The sequence below is a fragment of the Microbacterium sp. ZKA21 genome (genome assembly GCF_050434165.1).
Classification (GTDB): Bacteria; Actinomycetota; Actinomycetes; order Actinomycetales; family Microbacteriaceae; genus Microbacterium.
Genome location: NZ_JBNPVV010000004.1, coordinates 1 through 25,010 on the forward strand (window position 1 = coordinate 1; position 25,010 = coordinate 25,010).

General features: G+C 69.0%; 20 protein-coding genes. 10 read left to right on the forward strand and 10 right to left on the reverse strand.

Annotation, left to right across the window (positions count from 1 at the left end; genetic code table 11):
• Positions 1–200 precede the first annotated feature (200 nt).
• The 3 genes from M2317_RS09620 to M2317_RS09630 form a co-directional block, all read right to left on the reverse strand.
• Complete coding sequence (locus M2317_RS09620) at positions 201–1,553, reverse strand: extracellular solute-binding protein (protein ID WP_429459586.1); 1,353 nt, start codon at positions 1,551–1,553, stop codon at positions 201–203.
• 106 nt (positions 1,554–1,659) lie between these two features.
• The gene (locus M2317_RS09625) at positions 1,660–2,877 is read right to left on the reverse strand and encodes an ROK family transcriptional regulator (protein ID WP_429459588.1); all 1,218 of its coding nucleotides are present in this window, start codon (positions 2,875–2,877) and stop codon (positions 1,660–1,662) included.
• Between the two features lie 108 nt (positions 2,878–2,985).
• A complete protein-coding gene (locus M2317_RS09630; RefSeq protein ID WP_429459590.1) occupies positions 2,986–3,897 on the reverse strand; it encodes a Bax inhibitor-1/YccA family protein in 912 nt (303 codons plus the stop codon).
• 87 nt (positions 3,898–3,984) lie between these two features.
• Here M2317_RS09630 and M2317_RS09635 point away from each other — a divergent pair, with 87 nt between their 5' ends.
• Positions 3,985–4,968: a glycerophosphodiester phosphodiesterase family protein gene (locus M2317_RS09635; RefSeq protein WP_429459592.1), complete on the forward strand. Its 984-nt coding sequence runs from the start codon at positions 3,985–3,987 to the stop codon at positions 4,966–4,968.
• Positions 4,969–4,984: 16 nt separating this feature from the next.
• Here the strand turns inward: M2317_RS09635 and M2317_RS09640 are convergent, their stop codons facing one another.
• Positions 4,985–5,383 carry a YccF domain-containing protein gene (locus M2317_RS09640; protein ID WP_429459594.1) on the reverse strand — a complete coding sequence of 133 codons (399 nt, stop codon included), beginning with the start codon at positions 5,381–5,383 and terminating at the stop codon, positions 4,985–4,987.
• A 114-nt stretch (positions 5,384–5,497) separates the two neighbouring features.
• Here M2317_RS09640 and M2317_RS09645 point away from each other — a divergent pair, with 114 nt between their 5' ends.
• The 6 genes from M2317_RS09645 (at position 5,498) to ligD (ending at position 15,048) form a co-directional block, all read left to right on the forward strand.
• Positions 5,498–6,490, forward strand: coding sequence for an ATP-binding cassette domain-containing protein (locus M2317_RS09645; protein ID WP_429459596.1), 993 nt, complete (start codon positions 5,498–5,500; stop codon positions 6,488–6,490).
• Positions 6,487–7,506, forward strand: a complete 1,020-nt coding sequence (locus tag M2317_RS09650; RefSeq protein WP_429459598.1) for an ABC transporter permease — start codon at positions 6,487–6,489, stop codon at positions 7,504–7,506. The genes M2317_RS09645 and M2317_RS09650 overlap by 4 nt, the downstream gene beginning before the upstream one ends.
• A gap of 127 nt (positions 7,507–7,633) precedes the next feature.
• Positions 7,634–10,180: a lamin tail domain-containing protein gene (locus tag M2317_RS09655; protein ID WP_429459600.1), complete on the forward strand. Its 2,547-nt coding sequence runs from the start codon at positions 7,634–7,636 to the stop codon at positions 10,178–10,180.
• Positions 10,181–10,320: 140 nt separating this feature from the next.
• Positions 10,321–12,738, forward strand: coding sequence for an ATP-dependent helicase (locus tag M2317_RS09660; protein ID WP_429459602.1), 2,418 nt, complete (start codon positions 10,321–10,323; stop codon positions 12,736–12,738).
• A gap of 46 nt (positions 12,739–12,784) precedes the next feature.
• Positions 12,785–13,915, forward strand: a complete 1,131-nt coding sequence (locus M2317_RS09665; protein ID WP_429459604.1) for an SseB family protein — start codon at positions 12,785–12,787, stop codon at positions 13,913–13,915.
• 68 nt (positions 13,916–13,983) lie between these two features.
• Positions 13,984–15,048: a non-homologous end-joining DNA ligase gene (gene ligD, locus M2317_RS09670; protein WP_429459606.1), complete on the forward strand. Its 1,065-nt coding sequence runs from the start codon at positions 13,984–13,986 to the stop codon at positions 15,046–15,048.
• A gap of 3 nt (positions 15,049–15,051) precedes the next feature.
• On the opposite strand, the gene M2317_RS09675 is transcribed toward ligD, so the two are convergent.
• The 3 genes from M2317_RS09675 to M2317_RS09685 form a co-directional block, all read right to left on the reverse strand.
• Entirely contained in the window at positions 15,052–15,807 is a 756-nt protein-coding gene (locus M2317_RS09675; RefSeq protein ID WP_429459608.1) for a hypothetical protein, read from the reverse strand.
• A 76-nt stretch (positions 15,808–15,883) separates the two neighbouring features.
• Complete coding sequence (locus tag M2317_RS09680; RefSeq protein WP_429459610.1) at positions 15,884–16,933, reverse strand: ATP-dependent DNA ligase; 1,050 nt, start codon at positions 16,931–16,933, stop codon at positions 15,884–15,886.
• 46 nt (positions 16,934–16,979) lie between these two features.
• A complete protein-coding gene (locus M2317_RS09685) occupies positions 16,980–18,428 on the reverse strand; it encodes a phytoene desaturase family protein (RefSeq protein ID WP_429459612.1) in 1,449 nt (482 codons plus the stop codon).
• A 65-nt stretch (positions 18,429–18,493) separates the two neighbouring features.
• Between M2317_RS09685 and M2317_RS09690 the strand changes: the two genes are divergently transcribed.
• Complete coding sequence (locus M2317_RS09690; RefSeq protein ID WP_429459614.1) at positions 18,494–19,006, forward strand: hypothetical protein; 513 nt, start codon at positions 18,494–18,496, stop codon at positions 19,004–19,006.
• A gap of 87 nt (positions 19,007–19,093) precedes the next feature.
• Here M2317_RS09690 and M2317_RS09695 read toward each other — a convergent pair whose 3' ends face one another.
• Positions 19,094–20,329 (reverse strand): acyl-CoA dehydrogenase family protein, encoded by a 1,236-nt coding sequence (locus M2317_RS09695; RefSeq protein ID WP_429459616.1) that lies wholly within the window; start codon positions 20,327–20,329, stop codon positions 19,094–19,096.
• A 55-nt stretch (positions 20,330–20,384) separates the two neighbouring features.
• Positions 20,385–21,047, reverse strand: a complete 663-nt coding sequence (locus tag M2317_RS09700) for a TetR/AcrR family transcriptional regulator (protein WP_429459618.1) — start codon at positions 21,045–21,047, stop codon at positions 20,385–20,387.
• Between the two features lie 130 nt (positions 21,048–21,177).
• Here M2317_RS09700 and sucC point away from each other — a divergent pair, with 130 nt between their 5' ends.
• Together sucC and sucD are read left to right on the forward strand one after the other, a co-directional pair.
• A complete protein-coding gene (sucC, locus tag M2317_RS09705; protein WP_429459620.1) occupies positions 21,178–22,344 on the forward strand; it encodes an ADP-forming succinate--CoA ligase subunit beta in 1,167 nt (388 codons plus the stop codon).
• An 18-nt stretch (positions 22,345–22,362) separates the two neighbouring features.
• Positions 22,363–23,265, forward strand: a complete 903-nt coding sequence (gene sucD, locus M2317_RS09710) for a succinate--CoA ligase subunit alpha (RefSeq protein WP_429459622.1) — start codon at positions 22,363–22,365, stop codon at positions 23,263–23,265.
• A gap of 256 nt (positions 23,266–23,521) precedes the next feature.
• Here the strand turns inward: sucD and M2317_RS09715 are convergent, their stop codons facing one another.
• Positions 23,522–24,946: an NCS2 family permease gene (locus M2317_RS09715; protein WP_429459624.1), complete on the reverse strand. Its 1,425-nt coding sequence runs from the start codon at positions 24,944–24,946 to the stop codon at positions 23,522–23,524.
• Positions 24,947–25,010: the final 64 nt, after the last annotated feature.

Genomic DNA, 25,010 nt, shown 5'->3' on the forward strand with positions numbered 1-25,010 from the left:
GGCGGTGATTCCCGCAGGTTTCGAGGAGTTCGAGGCCGAGTTCGCGGACGGGCCCGCAGGCGCGGGCGTGGAGCCGGCCGATGGTTCCGAGTCGTGGGGCCCCCGTGCGGGGGGGGGGGGGGGGGGGGGGGGGGGGGGGCCCCCCCCCCCCCCCCCCCCCCCGCCCGAGCCCGCCGGCGGTGACGGCGGTCATGGGACGATCAGCCAGCGGTGACGTTGTCTTCGCCGACGATGCCGATCAGCGCTTCGTCATACGCCTTCTGCGCCTCCTCGGGCGAGGACTGCCCCGTGATGATCGACTCGGTCGCGACCGGGATGTTCGACGAGATCTGCGAGTAGTCGGGGGTTGCGGGCCGGAAGTGCGTGTACTTGACCAGCGACGAGAAGAACTCGAACGACGGGTTGTAGTCGAGATACTCCTGGCTGGAGGCCACGTCGGAGCGCACCGCGATCTGTCCCGCTTCCTGGTGGTACGTGAGCGCGTTCTCGGGCGTCATCGCCTGGGCGATGAAGTCGAAGGCGGCCTGCGGGTCGTCGGCATTGGCGCCGACGGCGAGCGTCCAGCCCCCCGACATCGAGGTGAAGCCGTCGCCGTCGCCGTCCTGAGTCGGCATCGCGGCGAGGCCCATGGTGTCCTCCCACTCCGCCCACGCGTTGTCGCCTGCGATCCAGCCGCTCGGCAGCCACGAGCCGTCGATGGCGATCGCGAGCTCGCCCTGCGGGATGAGCTCGTTCTGGACCTTGGACCCCCAGCCCGGGTCGAGGGCATCGGCGGGGTCGGGGGCGAGTCCTTCGCTGAAGGCGGTCTCGTAGAAGGCGAGTGCGTCGCGGAATCCGGCTGACTCGGTCACCCACTTGTTCGACGCGGTGTCCAGGAGTTCGTCGCCGGTGCCGTACAGCAGCATCTCGAAGCCCTGCATCGAGGTGGCCTCGCCGAGGGTCTTCGACGCGTAGATGTTCAGCGGGGTGACATCGGGGTTGCTCTTCTTGATCGCGCGCGCCGCCTCGAGGATCTCGTCCCACGAGGTGGGCTGCCAGTCAGCGGACAGCCCGGCGGCCTCGAAGAGGTCCTTGTTGAAGTAGATGCCGCGTGTGTCCGTGCCGAGCGAGACCCCGTAGGTCTTGCCGTCGTCGCCCAGCCCGGCCTGCTTCGCGCCGTCGTCGTACAGGTCCCAGCCGTCCCACTCGGCCAGGTACTCGTCGATCGGAAGGAGGTAGCCGGCGGCCGCATCCGAGCGGATCTGGAAGGTGTCCTCGTAGATGACGTCCGGAGCGGTGTCCGCGGAGCCGTTCATGAGAGCGAGTTTGGTGAAGTACTGATCCTGCTCCGCCTCGATCGGCACGAGCTCGACCTCGCGGTCCGGATACTGCTTCTCGTACTCTTCCTTGACGGTCTTCATGAGATCGTCCATCGCGGTGAACGACGACGTCTTCTGGTATGCGACGCGAATCACGTCGTCGCCTCCGCCCGACGTGGCGCCGGTGCAACCGCTCAGGGCGACGGCCAGGCCGCCGACGGCGAGGATGCTCAATCCGGTCAGTGATTTCTTCATCGAAGCTCCTTTGCTCACACTTGTCGTGCGCAGACGTCGCGCTCGTGTTATTCAAACATGTTTATATATTAAGTCAAGCGTTTTCTTCACCGAAGGAGAACGGCGGTCAGGAGGCGCTGATCATCAGGTCGGAGGCGCGCGCCGTGAACATGCTGTCCAGGACGAGGCACGCGGCGCCGGCCGCCGCGAGGTCCGTGCCCAATCGCGCTTCCACGAGGCGGAGCGGGCGGGTCGTGGTGATCTGCGGGATCGTGGGCAGGGCGGCGCGTAGCGGCGGTTCCAGGAGCTCGCTGAGGCGACTCCACGCCGGGCCGCCGATCACGACTGTCCCGGTATCGAGCATGTTGTTCACGAGAACGATCGCCCGGGCGAGCGATTCGGCGGCTCGAGCGCAGACCGCGAGCGCGCGAGCGTCGCCGCCCTGCGCTCGCGTGCGGAGTTCGTCCAGACCCGCAGGCACCGCGCCCCAGGGCGTCTCGAGGGAGTCGGTGATGCCTGCATCGAAGAGCAGCCGTTCCGGCGCCACGGTGACACCGAGACAGCCTCGCATCCCGCATTGGCACGGCGGACCGCTCGGATCCACGATGAGGTGCCCGATGTCACCGGCGTTGCCGGTGCGTCCACGGACGGCATCGCCGTCATGAGCGATGCCGAGTCCTACGCCCGCACCGTAGTACAGAAGAGCGGCATCCCTGAGCGCATGGTCGGCATCCGCCCACAGCTCGCCGACCATCGCTGCGATGACATCCTTCTCCACGACAACCGGCAGCTCGGTCGATTCGATCAGGAGATCGCGGACCCGGGTGTGGTGCCAGTTCGGCAGCAGCGGCGGTGTCAGCACCATCCCCGCCGCGTCGTCGATCGGGCCGGGCAGTGCTGCGCCGATGCCGAGGACGCGGTCGAAAGGGACGTCGGCTGATCTCAGGAGCGCGTGTGCGCTGGCGGCGAGCCCCGCGATCAGATCCGGTGTCGCGTCGGTGTCCTCCGGTGGCGCCTCGATGTGCGCGACGATGCTTCCCGAGAGATCGACCACCACGAAGGTGTCGATCGACGGATCGAGGTGGATGCCGACGGCGAATCGAGCACGACGGTTCAACTGGAGCATGGTCCGCGGCTTGCCAGGGCCGGAGACGACGCGATCTCCCTCGAGGATGAGACCCGCGAGCGACAGTTTGCGCGCGACGTTGCTGAGGGTCTGTGCGGACAACCCGGTCAGTTCCGCCAGTTCGATCCGGCTCAGGCCGGAAGGCGAGCGGCGGATCATATCGAGCACGAGGGTCTGGTTGTACGTCCCGACGGCGGGCATGTTGGATCCGCGTTTCATGGTTCCTCCCGAGCGCACACTATCGTCCCCGCAGACCGTACCCGGCCTGCGCCGCGTCGACGAAGGGCCGCCCCGATGGGACGGCCCTTCGTCGATGCAGAACGCGCGTCAGTCGCCGCGGACGATCGCGATGATGCGCAGGATCTCGACGTACAGCCACACGACTGTGACCATGATGCCGAAGGCACCGAGCCAGCCGTACTTGCGGGGAGCGCCGTTGCGGACGCCCTGCTGGATCTGGTCGAAGTCCATGACCAGCGAGTACGCGGCCATGAAGACCACCAGCAGCCCGATGAGCAGGCCGACCGGGATGCCCGCGATCTTCGCGCTGTAGAGACCGAAGGTCAGCTGCGGGTCGATGAGTCCCGTCCACATGCCGATGAGGTTCAGGACGCCGAAGACGAGGTAGCCGATCATCGCGATCATGACGATCTTGGTCATCTTCTTGGACGCGCGGACCTTGCCGCTGGCGAACAGCGCCAGGGTCACACCGACGACGGCGACGGTGGCAAGCGTAGCCTGGCCGACGATGCCGGGCCACATGTACTCGAAGAACGCGGAGATCGCTCCGATGAAGAGACCCTCGAAGGCGGCGTACGCGAAGATCAGCGCCGGGCGCACCTTCTTGCGGGACGTGAACGTCACGACCATTGCGAGGATGAAGCCGACGAGCGCGCCGAGCATCCACGGCACCATCGACACAGAGACGACCTGCTCGGGGAACGGCGTTCCGCCGAACGTCCACACCCAGCCCACGGCTGCGGTGACGAGCAGGATCGCGAAGAGTCCGACGGTCTTCCAGACGGTGTCCTCGACGCTCATCCGATCCGTCTCGACCGCGCCGGCCGGGGGAGCGGCGTACATGCCCTCCAGTTGCGCGTTCGTCGCGGCATCCACTCCGGCGTGCTGGAACGACGCCGCCTGCGCACCCTGAGCCGCCTGCGGTCCGCCCGGGTACGTCGCGACATTGCGCGGGTCCTGCTGCTGGAAAGCAGGGTTGTTGAATGCGAAGTTGCTCATCGTGGCCTCACTCCAAGGGGGTCTTGATATCGCTTGTATCCACAGTACCCGGGCGGCCGGACGCGTGCGCTGTTCTACGCTGAGAGCATGCCCAGGAATGCGCCCCTCGTCATCGGTCATCGCGGCGCATCCGGGTATCGGCCGGAGCACAGCCGATCGGCCTACGAGCTCGCGCTGGCCATGGGCGTCGACGCGGTCGAGCCCGACGTCGTCGCGACAGGTGACGGCGTGCTCGTCGTCCGTCACGAGAACGAGATCTCGGGGACGACGGACGTCGCGGAGCACCCCGAGTTCGCCGACCGCAGGACGACGAAGCGGATCGACGGCCAGGCGCTGACCGGCTGGTTCACCGAGGACTTCACCTGGGCCGAGCTCTCCACCCTCCGGGTTCGGGAACGCGTGCCGGAGCTGCGTCATTCGAGTGCCAGCTTCGACAGCGCTCAGCCGATCCTGCGTCTGGTCGACGTGCTCGACATCGTCCGCGACGGCTCGGCGGAGCACGGACGCGAGATCGGCGTGGTGCTCGAGATCAAGCATGCGACCTACTTCGAGAGCATCGGTCTGGATCTGGCACCGCTGATCGCCCGTGATCTGCGTGCCGCCGGCTGGGCGGACGGCGAGCTTCCGCTGATCATCGAATCGTTCGAGTCGACCGTGCTCGCGCAGTTGCGCGCGGCCGGCATCGCGGCATCGTACGTGTACCTGATCGAGGCGAAGGGGCGCCCGTACGACCTGCTCGTCGCTCAGGGCAAGCAGGCGCTCTCGTATCCGGCGACGGTGACGCCGGCGGGTCTCGACGGGCTCGTCGGCCGGGTCGACGGCATCAGCGTGAGCAAGCGGATGCTGCTGGTGCCGAACTCGATCGTCGCCGACGCGCATGCCAGGGGTCTGACGGTCTTCACCTGGACGTGCCGCCCGGAGAACGCGTTCCTCGCGCCGGAGTTCCGCGGCGCCGGCGGGCGGAGCGACTACGGCGACTACGAGGGGGAATGGCAGGCGATCGCGCGCGCCGGCGTCGACGGGGTCTTCGTGGATCACCCGGATCTCGGCGTCGGATTCTTCCGCGGCTGAGCCCCGGAGGCGACGCTCAGAGCGTGCGGTCGAAGGCTCCGGTACCCGACTTGACGATCTCCTTGCCCAGCGGCATGAGCGAGACCGGCACGAGCTTGAAATCGGCGATTCCCATCGGGATGCCGATGATCGTGATGCACAGCGCGATGCCCGAGACGATGTGCCCGATCGCGAGCCACCAGCCGGCGAGGATCACCCAGATGACGTTGCCGAGGAACGAACCGACGCCGGCCGTCGGCCTGCTGATGACCTCGCGGCCGAACGGCCAGATCGCGTAGCCGGCGATGCGGAAGGACGCGATCGCCCACGGGATCGTGATGATCGGGATGCACAGCAGGATGCCCGCCAGCACGTAGCCGAGGAACAGAGCCCATCCGGCGAGGATCAGCCAGATGATGTTGAGGATCGTGCGCATGCTCCGATTCTGCCAGTGCGCTCCTGGGCATCCGCCTGCTCGTGTCGCCGCGGACTGCTGAGGGTCGTCTGCGAGTTCCACGGCCGGAGATCGATCGGCTGTCATGATGACCGCATGAGCGGAATCATCGCCGAGGGCGTCAGCAGATCATTCGGCGATGTGCACGCCGTCCGACAGGCCAGCTTCCAGGCCAGGGCGGGCCGGGTGACAGGCCTGGTCGGACCGAACGGCGCAGGCAAGACCACGCTGCTGCTGATGCTCGCGTCGCTGCTGTCGCCGGACGCCGGCAGCATCCGCATCGGAGAGATCGATCCGATCGTCGATCCGCTCGCTGCACGACGCCTTCTCGGCTGGATGCCGGATGCGCTGGGAGCATGGCCCTCGCTGACGGCCAGGGAGACCATCGTGACGACGGCCCGGCTGTACGACTTGTCCAAGCCGGATGCCGCGGCGCGCGCCGCCGAGCTGCTGGCGCTCGTCGGGCTGCAGGAGCTCGCCGACGCCCCGGCGAAGGTGCTCTCGCGCGGCCAGAAGCAGAAGCTCGGTCTGGCGCGTGCCCTCGTGCACGACCCGCGGGTGCTGCTGCTCGACGAGCCGGCCTCCGGTCTCGACCCGGAGGCGCGAGTGCAGCTGCGTCTGCTCCTGCGCCGGTTGGCGAGCGAGGGGCGGACGATCCTGATCTCCAGCCATATCCTGTCCGAGCTCGAAGAGGTCGTCGATGATGCGGTGTTCCTCGTCGCCGGCTCCGTCGTCGATGCGGCACCTGCGCAGTCCGCTGCGCGGGCGTGGCGCGTGCGGCTGGCCGGAGTGACGCCGGAGCGATTCAACGCGGATGCCTGGCAGGTGGCGTCGACCCTCGGCATCCCGGTGGAGTCCCTCGGCGCCGATCGGGGTGCCGTCCTGGTCGGCTTCCCGGGTGAGGATGCCGCGGCGGACGCCCTTCGACGCCTGGTCGAGGCGCGACTCGCGGTCTCGGAGTTCGCGCCCGCCCAAAGCGCACTGGAACACACGTTCCTCAACCTCCGCAGCACATCGCAGCCCGTGTCGCGGCCGCCGGCCGCCTCGCCGCCGGCGCAGCCCACGTCAGGAACGGAGGCGGACGCATGAGCGCCGCGCACATCGCCACGATCGCCCGCCTCGAACTGACGCAGCGACTGCGCAGCGTCGGCTGGTACGTCCTCCTCGGAGTGTTCGCGCTGGTGCTGGTCGGCGTCACCGCCCTCGCGTTCATGGTGTACTCCTGGGGCGATTTCGTCGGCGCCGGGGTGTATTCGATCGTCGTGAACGTCGTGCTGCTGCTCGTCGTGCTCGTCTCGCCGACGCTCAGCGGCAACGCGATCAACGGCGACCGGGATGCGGCGACCCTCGCGGCGATCCAGGTCACGGCGGCATCCACGGGTGACATCATGCTCGGCAAACTGCTCGCGGCGATCGCCACGGGCGGCGCCTTCCTGCTCATCGCCCTGCCGTTCCTCTCGATCGCCCTGCTCGGCGGCGGGGTGAGTCCGCTCGCCCTGCTCGTCTCCCTCGTGGTGCTGGCGATCGAGATCGTGATCGTCGCGGCGATCGGCGTCGGGCTGAGCGGTCTCATCGCACGGCCGTTGTTCTCCGTGGCCGCGACCTACCTCGTCGTCGCCGGGCTCACGATCGGAACGCTCATCGTGTTCGGACTCGGCGGTGCCGCACTCCGCAGCGAAGCGACCAACTACAGCCGTCCGTACGATGCACAGGGCGAGGTCATCTGCGACGAATGGGACACCTACACGTACGAGGTGCCACGGTTCGACCGGGTGTGGTGGGCGCTGGCCGCGAACCCGTTCGTCGTGCTGGCGGACGCGACGCCGACCGAATTCACCGATGACGGCTACCCGGTCGACCTCTTCGGCCAGATCAAATACGGCGTACGCATGGCGCAGCAGTCGCCGGTCGAACAGCGGTGGGACGAATGCGACGGCGGCTTCGAGGACTACCCGACGCCGCAGGAGTCGATGGAAGGCACGGTCCCGAGCTGGTTCGTCGGCCTCGGCATCCAGGTCCTCATCGCTGGCGGCCTGTTCGCCGGCGCCTGGTCGCGCACGCGCACGCCGGCTCGACGCCTGCCCCCGGGGACGCGCATCGCCTGAACCGCCTGCGGGATGCGCAGGGAACGGCCACCCGCCGTTCACCGCCGGTACACCGACGCGTCGTCATGCGTCCACGCGGGATCGGTGATCTGGGGGAACACCCGTTCCGTTCCGACCCAGGAGTCCCATGTCCCGCCTGCACCGCGGGGTCGCGTTCACGGCGGTCGGCGCTCTCAGCGCCGCCGCCCTGCTCGCCGCACCCCTCGCCGCCAATGCTGAAACCAGCACGGCGCCCATGATCGTCCTCAACGAGATCGTCTACGACGACGCCGCTACCGGCCTCGCCGACCAGGTCGAGCTGTTCAACGCCGGCACCGAGGCGGTCGCTCTCGACGGCTGGCGCATCGCCGACGAGAAGCGCGACGCGTTCGGTGCGGTGCCGGCCGGCACGATCCTCGAACCGGGCGGATTCGTCGTGCTCGTGAAGGACGTCGACTTCGACTTCGGGCTCGGCAAGGGCGACGAGGTCGTCCTGTTCGACGCGTCGGATGCCGAGATCGACAGCTACGCGTACGAGAACACCGCACCGCTCGCGGTGTGGGCGCGCTGCCCCGATGGCACGGGGGAGTGGGCGCCCGCGACCGCGGCGACACCCGGGGCGGCGAACGACTGCGCCATCGCGCCGGTGGACGGGTCGATCCGCATCAACGAGGTGGACTCGCAGCCTGCGGACTGGGTGGAGTTCTACAACCCCGGCACCGAGGCGCTGGACATCTCGGGCTACGAGATCCGTGACAACTCCGACGACCACCGCTGGCGGTTCCCGGCGGGGTCGGAGATCGGCGGCGGCGAGTTCCTCGTGGTCGAGGAAGGATCGATGGGCGTCGTCGACGGCACCGAGACGGCCTTCCGCGATCCGATCGGGATCGGCAGCGCCGATCGCATCCGCCTGTTCGACGCGTCGGGCGCTCTGCTGGACGACACCGAGCCGTGGGAGGGGCACGCCGAGATCGACGGCGATTCCACCTCCGCGACGCTCGCCCGGTGCCCCGACGGCGTCGGCGCGTTCGTCCTGGCGCACGCGACGCCGAACGCGGCGAACTCGTGCGTCGCACCGGACGTCGCGATCAACGAGATCGAGTCGAACGGGGACGCGACCGACTGGGTCGAGGTCGTGAACCGCGAGAGCACGGCTGTGGACCTCTCCAGCTGGACGCTCATGGACGCCGACCCCGTCGGACACGCAGCAGAGACCACGCCGTTGCCGGCGGGCACGGTGCTCGAGCCCGGCGCGTTCTTCGTGTTCGACCAGCCGCGCGACTTCGTGTTCGGGCTCGGCGGCGGCGACACCGTCACGATCCGCGACGCCGACGGCAGCACGGTCGCCGAGCACGTCTACGCGGATCACGCCGACGGCGTCTGGGCGCGGTGCCCCGACGGGACCGGTGAGTTCGTCGACATCGCCGTATCGACCAAGGGCGCGGCGAACGCGTGCGGCGACGCCGGCGGGACCCCCGGCGAGGAGCCGGGGGACGACGAGGTCGCGCCGTGGCCCGGCTCGGCCGAGGTGCGGGTGCTCGACGGCATCCCGACCTTCCTCGAGGACAGTTCCGGCCTCGACGTCCAGGAGACGTCGGACGGCGTCTTCCTGTGGGCCGTGGACAACGGCGACGGGCGCATCTGGAAGCTCGAGGCCCAGGCCGACGGCTCGGTCATCAAGGCCGACGGGTGGGACGAGGGCAAACGCGTCCGGTTCCAGCGGGATGCGTCCGATCCGGATGCCGCAGGCCCGGACACCGAGGGCATCACGGTCGCCGGCGATGGCTCGGTCTATGTCGCATCGGAGCGCGACAACAGCGCGAAGGGCGTGAACCAGAACCTCGTGCTGAAGGTGGATCCGGATGCCGCGGATGGCGATCTCGTCGCCGAGCAGGAATGGGACCTCACCTCCCTGCTGCCCTCCGTCGGCGCGAACCTCGGCATCGAGGCGGTCGAATGGATCTCGGATGACGTCCTCGCCGGCGCCCTGTTCGACGACACCACCGGCGCCGCTTACGATCCGTCCGCGCACGCGGACCACGGCGACGGCCTGTTCTTCGTCGCCGTCGAGGACACCGGGCACGTCTACGCCTTCGCGTTCCGCGCGGACGGCTCGGCGACGCTCGTGTCCGAGATCGCTCCGGGGCTCGCCGGCGTGATGGCGCTCGACTACGACAGCGTGCTGGACGTGCTGTGGGCGGTGTGCGATGACGGCTGCCATGGGCGTTCGGCGCAGATCGCACTGAACGGAACGGCGACGCCCGACATCGTCCGCTTCGCACGCCCCGCAGGGATGCCGGACATCAACAACGAGGGTTTCGCCACGGCGCCCGCGTCGCTGGCGGTCGACGGCGAGCGGCCGGTGTGGTGGTTCGCCGACGGCTTCGCCACGGAGGCGCTGCGCGTCGGGACGCTGCCGGTGGCGGACGCCGGCGAGGTCCCGGGCGAGAACCCGGGCGGCGAGACGCCGGAGGCGCCGGGCGAACCGGGTGCTGAGAACCCCGGTGCCGGGAACCCCGGTGCTGAGAACCCGGTCGCCGGCGACCCCGGTGCGGCACCGCTGCCCGGTGGCGCGGCCGCGGAGGAACTCGCGACGACGGGCGCCGAGCTCCCCGTCGCGGCGACGGCGTTCGCGGTCGTTCTGCTCGCCGCCGGTGCGCTGCTCCTGCGTGCACGTCGGGGGCACCGGGTCTGACCGTCCGTTCGTCGGAGAGATCCCGTCCGTCGGAGACTTCAGCCCGAAGTCTCCAGACGTACGGGATCTCTCCGTCCCCGGGGCTGACGGCACGGCCGGACGATCGCAGTGTCGGCGGCGCCGCCTAGACTCGAAAGGACATGACAGACGCACCCCTCATCGTTCCCGGAACCGCAGGACCCCAGGCGCAGGACGACCTCCTCGCCGGCCTCAATCCGCAGCAGCTCGAAGCCGTGACCTACCGCGGCCCCGCGCTGCTCATCGTGGCGGGAGCCGGGTCGGGAAAGACGAGCGTGCTGACGCGTCGGATCGCCTCGCTGCTGCGCGGGCGCGAGGCGTGGCCCAGCCAGATCCTCGCGATCACGTTCACGAACAAGGCGGCGGGTGAGATGCGCGAGCGGGTCGGCGCTCTCGTCGGAGAGGCCTCCCGCGGCATGTGGATCTCGACGTTCCACTCCGCCTGCGTGCGCATCCTCCGTCGCGAGGCCGAGCAGTTCGGCTTCACCAAGACGTTCACGATCTACGACTCCGGCGACTCCCGGGCCCTCATCAAGCGGCTCGTGAAGGAGCACGAGGCCGACGCGTACGGGCTCACTCCGGCATCCGTCCAGTCCCGGATCTCGAAGCTCAAGAACGAACTGTCGGATGCCGAGGCATACGCACGCCAGGCGAACATGTCGGATCCCGCCGAGCGCCTCTTCGTCGAGATCTTCGGCGACTACCAGCGTCAGCTGCAGAAGGCGAACGCCTTCGACTTCGACGATCTCATCGGCCAGACGGTGTTCCTGTTCCGGGCGTTCCCCGAGGTGGCGAACACGTACCGGCGCCGGTTCCGGCACATCCTCGTCGACGAGTACCAGGACACCAATCACGCCCAGTACGCGCTGATCCACGAGCTGACGCGACCGGTGACGTCGAGTGCGCCGGACCCGTATGCCTCGAACGGCATGATGATCTTCGAGCCCGAGACGACACCCGCGCTCGAGGGCGCATCGCTCACCGTCGTCGGCGACAGCGATCAGTCGATCTACGCGTTCCGCGGTGCCGACATCCGCAACATCAGCGAGTTCGAGCGCGACTTCCCCGGTGCGAAGGTCGTGCTCCTCGAGCAGAACTATCGGTCGACGCAGAACATCCTGTCGGCAGCGAACGCCGTGATCGGCAACAACTTCGACCGCAAGGACAAGAAGCTGTGGACGGATCGCGGCGACGGCGACCAGATCATCGGATTCACCGGCTACTCGCAGCACGATGAGGCGCAGTTCGTCGCGGACGAGGTCGAGGCGCTGCACCGCAAGGGATTCCCGTACTCCGAGATGGCGGTGTTCTACCGCACGAACTCGCAGTCCCGCGCGCTGGAGGAGATCTTCATCCGCTCGGCTGTCCCGTACAAGATCATGGGCGGCACGAAGTTCTACGAGCGGGCCGAGATCAAGGACGCCCTCGCATATCTCGTCGCGGTGGCGAACCCTGCCGACGAGATGTCGCTGCGACGCATCCTGAACAAGCCGCGACGCGGCATCGGCGACGTCACGGAGACGGCGATCGCCCGATTCGCCGACGACCACGGCATCACCTTCCGCGAGGCGCTCTCGCGACCAGCCGAACTCGGGGTCGGACCCAAGCTCCAGGCCGCCATCGGTCATCTGGACGCGGTGCTGGCCGAGGCATCCGAGATCCTGCTGCCGTCGTCCGGTGAGGTGCCGCCCGCGACGTCCGTCGCCGACGGCCTGACCGTCCTGCTCGCGAAGAGCGGCTACCTGGACGCGCTGCGGGCCAGCCGCGACCCGCAGGACGAGGCGCGTGTCGAGAACCTCGACGAGTTCGTGGCCGTGACCCGCGACTTCGCCCGCAACAACCCCGATGGGACGATCGTCGACTTCCTCACCGACGTCGCGCTGGTGTCGGATGCCGACGACCTGGACGACGAGTCCGGCTCGGTGTCGATGATGACGATGCACACGGCCAAGGGCCTCGAGTACGACGCGGTGTTCGTCACGGGCGTCGAGGAGGACCTCATCCCGCATCGGATCTCGGCGGGAGAGCCTGGTGGTCCGCAGGAGGAGCGGCGACTGTTCTACGTCGGCATCACGCGTGCGCGCAAGCGCCTGCATCTGTCGCTGGCGATGACGCGGGCCCAGTTCGGCGAGGTGACCGTGGCGATGCCGAGCCGGTTCCTGCAGGAGATCCCGGCCGGCCTGATCGACTGGCGGCAGTCACCGGGTGACGTGAACTCGCGCGGGGGGACTCAGTCGCGTGCGCTCAACGCCCGCCGGCCCGGTGGGGGCAGCGACCGCTTCGGCGTGAAGCCGCTCGGCGGCTCGCTCAAGCCGTTGTCCACCTCGATGGATCGGTTCCCGAACAAAGTCACCTCGAAAGTGCGCGACAACGGCGATCTGGAACTCGCCCCCGGCGACCGCATCCGTCACGACGACTTCGGTGAGGGGCGAGTGGATGCCGTGACCGGCGAAGGCGCCAAGCGCATCGCGCACGTCCGGTTCGACGCTGCCGGTCAGAAGAAGCTGCTCATCAAGATCGCACCGATCGAGAAGCTGTAGCGGCGACGGCGCGATCCGCGTCCCCACGGCGATTAGGCTGGCTGGCATGGCTCTGTTCTCCCGCCGCAAGAAGTCCGCCGACGACGCCGTCCCGGTCGCGGAACCGACCGCGACCGAGGCCGACGAAGCGGATCGGCCCGCGGAAGCGGCCGAGGCCGAGCCGGCCGCGCCCACGGTCGGCATCTCCGTGCAGGCCTTCCGCGGTGTCGGAGCCGAGGCAGGCCCAGAGGTGACGCTCCCCAGCGACCAGCCGGCCGAGCAGCGACCGCCGGTCCAGGCATCCGCACCGTCCGCCCCCGCGGCATCCGCCCCCGCAGCCCCCGCAGCTCCCGTCGCACGAAAGCTGCCGCTTGCTGCGGCGCTCCCACCAGAGCAGACCGAGACCGTGCCCGGCATGAAGGACAACGTCCTGCTGCGTGAGGCGCTCGCCGAGATCGAAGCGGGCGCGACCAACGAGCAGCTGCTCGGTGTGCTGCGCCAGGCGATGCAGGGCCACCTCTATCTCCGAGTCAACGGGGACGCGCGCGCTCAGATCGCCGAGGGCCAGGCGCTGTCGATCGCGGTCGTCCGCGATGAGGAGCGCTCGTTCATGCTGGCGTTCAGCAACGCCGCGTCCGTGCGCGATTCCGTGCAGCGCGAGAGCGACCCGACGGCGACGTCCGCCGTCGCGCAGCCGGTGACCTCGGTGCTCCAGCAGGTGATCGACGGCGATTTCACCGGTCTCATCCTCGACAACGCCTCCGGGGTCCACCGCGCGGTCTTCCCGACCGAGGTCGTCAAGCGCGCCCTCGATCAGGCCGACGCCGATCTGACGATCAAGACGCTGCTCGCGGCTCCGCGCGAGGCCGACACGGCTGCGAAGGTCGGCGAGGCGCTGGCGAAGACCAAGGCCTGGGTCGCGGTGAACGATGGCACATCCAGCGGCCAGGTGGGCATCGCCGAGGCGCAGACACCGGATGGCAAGCGGTTCCTGCAGCTGTTCTCGCACCCGCTCGAGGTCGTCGCACTCGGTCGCGGTGACCGGCCGATGCCGTTCACCCCCGAGCAGCTCGCGAAGGTGCTGTCCACGCATCCCGAGATGGCCGGGATCCTGGTGGACGCCGCAGGCCCGTCGATCATCGTCGAGCGCGACGCCCTCGCGCCCGTCCTGGTGCTCGCGGTCGACCTCGGCGACTGATCCGACCGGTGATGGACTCGACGATCGGACCCCTGGCCGACGTCTCCGGTTCGCAATAGGGTCGACGCATGGCCTCCGAACGCGTCACGCTGACCGTCTCCGATCCCGAGGGCGAGCGCGAGATCGCCCTTTCGAGCCCGAACCGGCTGGTGTGGCCGGCCCCCTCGGCGGGCGCGGGAGGGATCACGAAAGCCGAGCTCGCAGAGTACGCCCAGCTCGTGGCGACACCGTTCCTGAACGCCAACGGCCACCGCCCGGTGTCCCTCGAGCGGTTCCGCGACGGCATCGAGGGCGAGAGCTTCTTCTCGAAGAATCCGCCCAAGGGCACACCGGACTTCGTGGACGCCGTGACGGTGACGTACAACAGCGGACGACGACACCCTCAGATCGTCTTCAACCGGCCGAGCGCGATCGTCTGGGCGGTGCAGATGAACACGATCGTGTTCCACCCCTGGGCGTCGCTCGCCGACGACCCGGACAATCCGGTCGAACTGCGCATCGATCTCGACCCGCAGCCCGGGACGGACTTCGCGGATGCCGTCGTCGCCGCCCATGGCCTGCGCGAGGTGCTGCGCGAGGGCGGGCTCGAGCCGTTCATCAAGACGAGCGGCAACCGCGGTCTGCACGTGTTCTGCCCGATCGTCCCCGAGCACGAGTTCCTCGACGTCCGGCACGCGGTCATCGCCGCCGGACGCGAGCTCGAGCGACGGATGCCGGACCGGGTGACGATGAGCTGGTGGAAGGAAGAGCGGGGCCAGCGCATCTTCGTCGACTTCAACCAGGCCAACCGCGACCGCACGATGGCCGGCGCCTACAGTCCGCGCAGCCTTCCCGGTGCCACCGTGTCCACGCCGGTGGCCTGGGACGAGCTCGATGACGTCGACCCGAAGGGCTTCACGGTCCGAAGCATCCCCGAGCGCCTGGCCGAGGTCGGCGATCCGTGGGCGGATCTGCAGGCCGCGCCAGGGCGCATCGACACGCTGCTGGAGTGGTGGCAGCGGGATGTCGACAACGGCCTCGGCGAACTGTCGTTCCCGCCGGAGTTCCCCAAGATGCCCGGCGAGCCGCCCCGCGTGCAGCCGAGCAAGAAGGTCGCCGAGAACTGGGACTCCAACGGCGACCGGGTCGACTGATCGTCAGGCCAGCCAGGGTCGGCGAGGCAGAGGCGGATCCACCACCGGAAGCAGCGCGGACGGCTCGGGGTGGCGGATGCTGTCGGGGTCCGTTTCCATGAGCACGTCTGCGGGTGCGGATCCGTCGGCCGCAACCCACAGCAGCACGGTGCCGCCGACCACGGGCGCATCATCGACTCCGGTGAGCAGCCGCTCGCGGACCTGATGGGTGCCGGATCGCGCTGAGTACTGGGCGGTCACCTCGAACAGCATCATCGCGCCGACCCAGACCCCGGTGAACTCGGCGTCGATCACCTCGGCGCGTACGCGGCGCCCATGCGCTCGCAGGGCGTCGACCCGTGCGCGCTCGACCCGCGTTTCGACGATCTCGGAACGGAGCATCCGGGCGCGCAGCACCGTGAACACGACCGCCGCGACAGCGACCGCACCGGCGATGATCCGCATTTCGAGCTGGCCGGTGGTCGCAACCGCGCCGACGGCGCCGAGGGCGACGCCGGCGAAGCGGGCGACGGACGGAAGGTACGACTTCGCCGGAAGATCATCCAGCCACTCGTCCGCGCGGGCGAGAATCCGCGAGCCCAGCACCGCGATCGCGCCGCAGAGCACGGCCAGCAGGGCGCACCACGTGGCCGATGGCGCATCCGCCCAGGTGCGCGCTCCGATGATGTCCTCAGCGGCGGTGAAGGCCGCCCAGATCACTCCGCCGACCCCCAGCACCACCAGCGCGGTCGCCCCGCCGACTCGCCATTCTCCGCTCACGGTCGGCTCCCTCCATCGGTTCCGATCGTAGGGTGCCGCAGAGCCCGGGCGAGCCATGCCCCGCGCACGGGTGCGGTCAGACGTGCTCCAGCACGGCGTCCAGATCGTAGCCGGCGACCGTCTCGAGCTGCGCGTAGGTGCACGAGGCGGCCTCGCGATCCGGCCGCCAGCGCTCGAACTGGACCGTGTGCCGGAATCGCGCGCCCTCCATCTGGTCGTACCGCACCTCGAGAACCCGCTCGGGACGCAACCGTACGAACGATACGTCCTTGCTGCCGGCGAACCGACTGCGCTCGCCCTCGCCGGTGACGGCCGCTCCCTCGGCATCGCGCTCGACGAGAGGTGCGAGCTCGTCGACGAGCTCCTGGCGCCGCGCGTCGCTGAACGCCGCGACCCCGCCGACCTGGCGGAGCACCCCGTCCGCGCCGTACAGCCCCACCAGCAGCGAGCCTACGCCGGATCCTGATTTGTGGATGCGGTATCCCAGCGCCACGACATCGGCGGTCCTGGCGTGCTTGATCTTGATGAGCGTGCGTTTGCCCGGCGCGTACGGCTGATCCAGGGGCTTCGCGACGACGCCGTCGAGCCCAGCGCCCTCGAACTCGGCCAGCCAGTGCTGGGCGACCTCGCGTTCGCGGGTGGTGCGGGTCAGATGGAACGGATGCGGGATGCCGGAGAGCAGCCGTTCCAGCCGTTCACGGCGCTCGCGGAACGGACGATCGAGAAGCCCTTCGTCGCCGTCGGCGAGCAGATCGAACGCGATGAACATCGCCGGCGTCTCGGCGGCGAGTCGGGCGATGCGCGACGCCGCCGGATGGATGCGCTGACTGAGCGCCTCCCAGTCCAGCCGTTGCGTGCCCGGTTCACCGGTGGCGACGACGATCTCTCCGTCGAGCAGGCAGGGGCCGGGAAGCGCAGCGGCCGCGGCATCCGCCAGCTCGGGGAAGTAGCGCGTCAGCGGCTTCGCGCCCCGGGAGCCGATCTCGAGCGTTTCACCGTCCCAGGAGAGCAGCCCGCGGAAGCCATCCCACTTGGGCTCGTACAGCAGTCCGCCTGGCGTCTTCGCCGGGTCGGGGACGGCGGCTGCCGCCTTGGCGAGCATCGGGGCGGGGATGTCGTAGGCCATGCTGCCATCCTGCCCGTTGCCGGGCGGCGACGATAGGTCGGCGAGGTCAGAACAGATCGGCGAGCGTCACGCGGGTGCCCGCATCCGCCAGGGCCGTGCGCGCCGCGTGCCAGCCGGCCATGCCGTTGACGCCGGGGCCGGGGGGAGTGGATGCCGAGGCCAGGTACACCCCGGCCATCGGCGTCCGCCAGGGCGCCGTCGAGAGCGTGGGCCGGCGGAACGCCTGCGCGAGCGTGAACGCGCCGCCGAGGATGTCGCCGCCGATCTCGGCCGGATTGATCGCCTCCCTGGCGGATGCCGGCACGGCGTGGTGCGCGAGGATGCGGTCGCGGAAGCCGGGAGCGAAGCGCTCGACCTGGCGGGTGATCAGCTCGGTCGCGTCGAGTCGGGAGCCCTGCGGGACGTGGATGTAGGCCCACAGCACCGCTTTGCCCTCGGGCGCGCGCGTGTCGTCGAGCACTGACGGCTGCACCGCGAGCACATACGGACGTTCGCTGACGCGGCCGTCGGCGACCGCGTTCTCGCTGGCCCAGACCTCCGCACGGGTGCCGCCGAGGTGCACGGTCGGGGATTTCGCGACGTCGGCGTTCGCCCACGGCACCGGTCCGTCGAGAGCGAAGTCCACTTTGGCCGCTGCCGGGCCGTACTTGTACGCGTGAATCGCGCGCGAGTAGCGGGACGGGACATCCGGATGCGTCAGCAGCAGACGCGGCGACGTGTTCAGCAGCAGTACATCGCCGCGCGTCGGGTCGCCCCAATCGAGCGCGCCGAGATCGGTGACGTGGGAGTCGGTCTCGATCGTCCCGCCGTGCGCGGCGACGTCATCGGCCAGCGCATCGGCGATGCGCTGCGCCCCGCCGCGCGGATACATCCAGCCGCCGGCGTGGGCGTGCGCGGCGAGCATGAGCCCGGCTGCCGATCCGGCGAGCGAGGGGAGAGGGGTGTTCGCGTGCGCGAGGACCCCGGAGAGCAGTGCTGCGGCCTCCTCGGTGCGGAAGGCGCGGGAGGCGAGCGGCGTGCCCTGTTCCAGCATCCGCAGGGCGAAGCGGGCCGAGGTGATCGGGTCGTGCGGGATGCGCATCATCTGATTGCCGGTGAAGTCGATGACCCCGGCGATGTGCGAGCTGAGCGGGCGCAGCCGGCTCAGCCAGGCGCGCTCGTCGACTCCGAGGCCGGATGCGGTGCGCTCGATGTCGCGCCAGGCGATGCCCGCGCGGCCGTCGTCGAGAGGATGCGCGTAGGAGATCGCCGGACGGATCCACTCGATGCGCTCTCCGAGCCCGAAGGCATGGAAGAACGGCGTGGTCGGCGCAACCGGGTGCACGGCCGAGCACACGTCATGACGGAAGCCCGAGAGCGTCGAGGGCAGAGTCCGGACACCGCCGCCGATCGTGGCGGCCGCCTCGAGCACGCGCACCTCGTAGCCGGCCCGTGCCATCGTCACCGCCGCCGCCAGTCCGTTCGGACCGCTGCCGATGATCGTCGCGCGCACCATGGGGCCAGTCTTGCACGCTCGAGAACGGTGCGTGCGGACCCTGCGGCCATGAGATCCTTGAGGTAATGAACGAAGCACAGGGGCCGACCCCCGCAGGCACCTCCCGTCCGTACCGCAACCTTCCCGAGGCGTTGCGTGCGCATCGGATCGATCCCGTCAATCACGCATTCATCACGGCGATCACGGATGCCATCGGCATCTCGTCCTTCATCGACCGCGGCCGCTACATCGAGGCCGTCCGCGTCGGAGAGGGCGCGCCGCTGCACATCGGCAAGACCTACACGAACGGCTTCGAGTCGTGGGAGCAGATCGTCGTGGGCACCATCACGCTCCGTCTGCAGCCGAGCGAGGGGCGCGCGCCCTTCTTCTTCGTCACGCACCCGAGCGAGTACGCCGCGGCCACGCCGCTCAAAGCATCCACCAAGCGCACCCCCGGCTCGAACAAGCCGGCGGCTCCGCGGGCCGCAGCCGCGGCGAAGCCCGTCCGCGCGACGAAGCTCGAGGAGCGCGACTACGGCGTGTGCGACGTCTGCTTCATGGTCAAGGGGCCGTCCGGCGCCTGCGGCTGCAACGGCTGACGCCCTCCGCGAGACTTGCTCTGCAGCGTCGGACTCGGCCTGCCGGACCAAGCTTCACCCCGCAGCACAAGTCTCGCGAAGGGATGCTCAGGCGAACGCCGAGTGGCCGGTGATGTCGCGACCGAGCAGCAGCGCCTGCACGCTCTCGGTGCCTTCGTAGGTGTGAATCGCCTCGATGTCGGCCATGTGCTGGATCACGCCGTTCTCGAGCAGGATGCCGTTGCCGCCGAGCAGGTCGCGCGCCGTCGACGCGACCCGCCTGGCGGCGCGCGTGTTGTGGAACTTCGCCAATGACGCCTGCGTCGGGCGCAGTTCACCCGCCGTCTCGAGATCTGCGAGGCGGCGGCAGTACAGCTGCATCGCGGTGAGATCCTCGAGCATGTGGGTCAGGCGCTCCTGCACCATCTGGAACTTCGCCAGCGGCTTGCCGAACTGCACGCGCTGCGACGCGTACGACAGCGCCGCCTCGTAGCACGCGGTCGCGTGCCCCAGGGCCGACCACGCGACGCCGGAGCGGGTGGCGTACAGCACGGTCGACGCATCCTTGAAGCTGCGGGTACCCGGCAGCACGGCATCCAGCGGCACGCGCACGTCATCGAGCAGAATGTGCGCCTGATGGATGCCGCGCAGCGACCCCTTGCCGGGGATCACGGTGCCGACGTATCCGGTCGCAGACTGCTCGACGAGGAAGCAGCGCACCGCGCCGTGCTCGGGAGCGCCTTCGTCATCGACCCTGGCCCAGACGAACGTGATGCCGCCGGAAGCGCCGTTGCCGATCCACTTCTTGGCTCCCCGGAGGACCCAGCCGTCGTCCTCCCGACGGGCGATCGTCTCCAGCGACACCGAGTCCGACCCGTGATCCGGCTCGGTGAGCGCGAACGAACCGAGCACCGAACCGTCGGCCAGCGCCGTCAGCCACCGCTCCTGCTGCTCGTCGCTGCCGAAGAGTGCGAGCGTACGCAGCGCGAGACCGCCCTGCACGGCCAGCACCGTGCCGAGAGACCCGTCGCCGCGGGATATCTCCATGTTGACCAGGCCCGCGGCCAGCGGTGAGAACCGCGTCAGCTTCGGATGGTCGATGCCGTCGACGACGAGATCCATCTCGCCCATGCGGCGAGCGATGTCGAGCGGGTACTCGCCGCGATCCCAGGCGTCCACCATGCGAGGGCCGACCTCGTCGACGTACGCCTTCGCGCGATCCCACGCCAGGCGGTCGTCGGCGGGGATGTCGGCGAACACGGCGTAGTAGTCGCTGTCGCGGCGACTCGTCGTGTCGTATCCGGAGACGCGCTCGCCGGGGAAGGAGGTGGCTTCATCGCTCATGCGCGCCACTCTACCCGGTGGCGGCACTCGGTTTCACGTCAAAGGGCACCGAGTGTCAACGCAGCTCGGCTCCCAGCCGGCGGGTGATCTCGGCGACGGGCATCGAACGGGGGAAGACGGCGACGACGACGTCGTCGGAGGCGGAGTCGACCGCATCCGTTCCGACGCCGTACCGGCGGCGCACATCGACCAGCGCGGTCTGCAGCGTCGACACCGGCACCTTCTTCGTCTCGCGCAGCAGGCGCCGCAGCACATGGTTGTGCACGGCCGTCACGAGCGCGGCGAAGCCCACGGCATCCAGCGGGTCGATGCCGGGCAGAGCAGAGCGCAGGTACTCGTCGAACAGTCGCTCGTAGCGGAACACCGTGATGATCTCGCGCTCGCGCAGCGCGGGCACCTGCCGCACGATCTGGTAGCGCTGGCGGGCCATCTCCGGGTCGTGCGCGAAGTGCGCGTACACCCGCTCGGATGCTTCGCACACCGCGGCCCAGGGGTCGTCGTGCCCCTCGGCGAGGAATCCGCGCAACTCGGTCAGCAACACTTCGTGGTCGGCGAAGACCACATCCTCCTTGCCGCCGAACTGGCGGAAGAAGGTCGATCGACTGACGCCGGCCGCCCTCGCGATCTGCTCCACGGAGGTCTGGTCGTAGCCCTGCGCCTGGAACAGCTCGAGCGCTGCGGCGACGACGACGGAGCGCGGTTCTGCGGATTCGTGCATAGCGAGAAGCCTAGACCGGCGCGAAAGGCTGATGACAGACGGTAGTAGGCTGGTTTCTCGGGTCGATTCATCTATCGGCAACCGACATTCTTGTCGCGTCCCACCCGCCGCAACCAGCGAAGGACTGCACGTGGATCTCTACGAGTACCAGGCACGAGACCTTTTCGAGAAGTACGGGGTGCCGGTTCTCGCCGGCATCGTCGCGGACACTCCTGAGGAGGTGAAAGCGGCAGCCGAGAAGATCGGCGGTGTGGTCGTCGTCAAGGCTCAGGTCAAGACCGGTGGCCGCGGCAAGGCCGGCGGTGTGAAGGTCGCGAAGACGCCGGACGAGGCGTACGAGGCGGCCAAGGCCATCCTCGGACTCGACATCAAGGGTCACATCGTCAAGCGCGTGATGGTCGCACAGGGTGCTGCCATCGCCGAGGAGTTCTACTTCTCCGTGCTGCTGGATCGCGCCAACCGCTCCTATCTGTCGCTGTGCTCCGTCGAGGGCGGCATGGAGATCGAGGTGCTCGCCGTCGAGAAGCCCGAGGCGCTGGCGCGTGTCGAGGTCAACCCGCTGACCGGCATCGACAAGGCCAAGGCGGTCGAGATCGCCGAGGCCGCGAACTTCCCCGCCGAGCTCATCGAGAAGGTCTCCGACGTCTTCGTGAAGCTCTACGAGGTCTACAAGGGCGAGGACGCCACGCTCGTCGAGGTGAACCCGCTGGTGCGCACCGAGGCCGGTGACATCATCGCGCTGGACGGCAAGGTGACGCTCGACGAGAACGCTTCCGAGATCCGTCACCCCGAGCACGAAGAGCTCGAGGACAAGGACGCCGCCGACCCGCTCGAGGCCAAGGCCAAGAAGAGCGGTCTGAACTACGTCAAGCTCGACGGCGAGGTCGGCATCATCGGCAACGGCGCGGGCCTCGTGATGTCGACGCTCGACGTCGTCGCCTACGCCGGCGAGAACCACGGCGGCGTGAAGCCGGCGAACTTCCTCGACATCGGCGGCGGAGCGTCGGCCGAGGTCATGGCCAACGGCCTCGACGTCATCCTCGGCGACCCGCAGGTCAAGAGCGTCTTCGTGAACGTCTTCGGCGGGATCACGGCGTGCGACGCCGTCGCGAACGGCATCAAGGGCGCCCTCGAGACCCTCGGTGCCACGGCCTCCAAGCCGCTGGTCGTCCGTCTCGACGGCAACCGCGTCGAGGAGGGGCGTGCGATCCTCGCGGAGTACGCGCACCCGCTCGTGACCCTCGCCGCCACCATGGACGAGGGCGCCGACAAGGCCGCTGAGCTGGCGAACGCCTGAGACGAAGGAATCAGAGAAATGTCGATCTACCTCAACAAGGACTCCAAGGTCATCGTCCAGGGCATCACCGGCGGCGAGGGCACCAAGCACACCGCTCTGATGCTGAAGGCCGGCACGCAGGTCGTCGGCGGCGTCAACGCCCGCAAGGCCGGCACCACGGTCGCGCACACCGACAAGGACGGCAACGCGGTCGAGCTGCCCGTCTTCGGCACCGTCGAGGAGGCCATCAAGGAGACCGGCGCCGACGTGTCGATCGCCTTCGTCCCCGGCGCCTTCACCAAGGCGGCGATGGTCGAGGCCATCGACGCCGAGATCCCGCTGCTGGTGGTCATCACCGAGGGCGTTCCGGTCGGCGACAGCGCCGAAGCCTGGGCGTACGCGCAGTCCAAGGGCAACAAGACCCGCATCATCGGACCGAACTGCCCCGGCATCATCACCCCGGGTGAGGCGCTCGTCGGCATCACGCCGGCGAACATCACGGGCAAGGGGCCGATCGGCCTCGTGTCGAAGTCGGGCACCCTGACGTACCAGATGATGTTCGAGCTGCGCGACCTGGGCTTCTCCACCGCCATCGGCATCGGCGGCGACCCGGTCATCGGAACGACCCACATCGACGCGCTCGCCGCGTTCGAGGCCGACCCCGAGACCAAGGCGATCGTCATGATCGGCGAGATCGGCGGCGACGCCGAGGAGCGCGCGGCGGATTACATCAAGGCGAACGTGACCAAGCCGGTCGTCGGCTACGTCGCGGGCTTCACGGCACCGGAGGGCAAGACGATGGGCCACGCCGGCGCCATCGTCTCGGGCTCGGCCGGTACGGCGCAGGCCAAGAAGGAGGCCCTCGAGGCCGCCGGTGTCAAGGTCGGCAAGACGCCGAGCGAGACCGCCGCTCTCATGCGCGAGATCGTCGAATCGCTCTGACGCGGTAAGCTGTAGACGAAGGCCCGGGCTCCACCCCGGGCCTTCGTTGCGTCTCGGGCGGAGCCAGGCCCGCGCCTCCCGGCGAGAAATCACTCCGCGCGTGAGAAACCACATCCGCGATGGTTTCTCGCGCGGCAAGTGGTTTCTCGCCAGGATGGGCCCCAGAGATCGCCGCGGCGTACGCCGCCTACTGCGCAGCACGAGACGACGGAGGGGCGGATGCCGCAGCATCCGCCCCTCCGTCGTGATCTCAATCTCAGGCGACGCCGAAGGCCGCCTCGATCGGGCCGCGGGCGAAGAACAGCACGAAGCCGATGCCGACGATCCACAGCAGCGGGTGAATCGTCTTGGCCTTGCCGGACAGGGCGTGCACGACGATCCAGCTCACGAAGCCGGCGCCGATGCCGTTGGCGATCGAGTAGGTCATCGGCATGACCGTGATCGTGAGGAACACCGGCAGCAGCACGCGGAAGTCGCTGAAGTCGATGTTCTTGATCTGCGACAGCATCATCGCTCCGACGAGCACGAGGGCGGCTCCGGCGATCGCGCCCGGTACCAGAGCCGTCAGGGGCGTGAAGAACATCGCGAGCAGGAACAGGCCGCCCGTGATGACGGTCGCGAAACCGGTCCGCGCCCCTTCGCCGATGCCGGCGCCGGACTCGACGAACACCGTGGCCGAGGACGAAGAGGTACCACCGCCGACGATCGCACCGACGCCCTCGACGACCAGCGCCGATTTGATGCGCGGGAAGTCGCCCTTCGCGTCGGCGAGGTCGGCCTCCTTGGCGAGACCGGTCATGGTGCCCATGGCGTCGAAGAAGTTCGAGAACACGAGCGTGAACACGAACATCACCAGCGCCACGAAACTGACCTTGGCGAAGTCGAACGAGAAGTCGACTGCGCCGATGAGGCTGAGATCCGGCAGGCCGACGATGCCGCCGGAGAAGTCGAAGCCGAGGCCCTCCACCTTCCAGATGAGGTTGATGAGTGCGCCGATGACGGTTCCGCCGACGAGGGCGATCAGGATCGCGCCCTTGATGCGCAGAGCGATCAGCACCCCGCCCAGCAGCAGCGTGATGACGAACAGCAGCGTCGGGACGCTGGCGACCGAGCCGCCGACGCCGAGGTCGACCGGCGGGGACGCGTTGCCCGTCGCCGTGACGAATCCGGCGTTCACGAAGCCGATGAAGGCGATGAACAGGCCGATGCCGACCGTGATCGCGAGCTTGAGCTGCACGGGCACGGCGTCGAAGATCATCTTGCGAAGCCCCGTGGCGGCCAGCAGTACGATCACGACGCCGTTGATCATGACCAGGGCCATGGCCTCGGCCCAGGTGACGGATCCGACCACCGAGAACGCCAGGAACGCATTGATCCCCAGGCCTGCTGCGAACGCGAACGGCAGGCGGGTGATGACGCCGAACAGCACCGTCATGACACCCGCGGTCAGCGCGGTCGCCGCCGCCACCGCCGGGCCGGGCAGCATCTCGCCCGCGACGTCGGGGGTGGAGAGGATGATCGGGTTGAGGATCACGATGTAGGCCATCGTCACGAAGGTGACGAGACCCCCGCGGATCTCGGTGCCGATCGTCGATCCGCGTTTGGTGATCTCGAAGAACCGGTCGAGAGCGTTCTTCGGCTCCGCGGGCTGGGTCTGAGCGGGCGCAGGGGCAGTTGTCATCGGGGGGACCTCCGCAGAAACGCTATCGTGTCGCGGGCGTCGCGCGCGCCCCCGGTGGACTGTC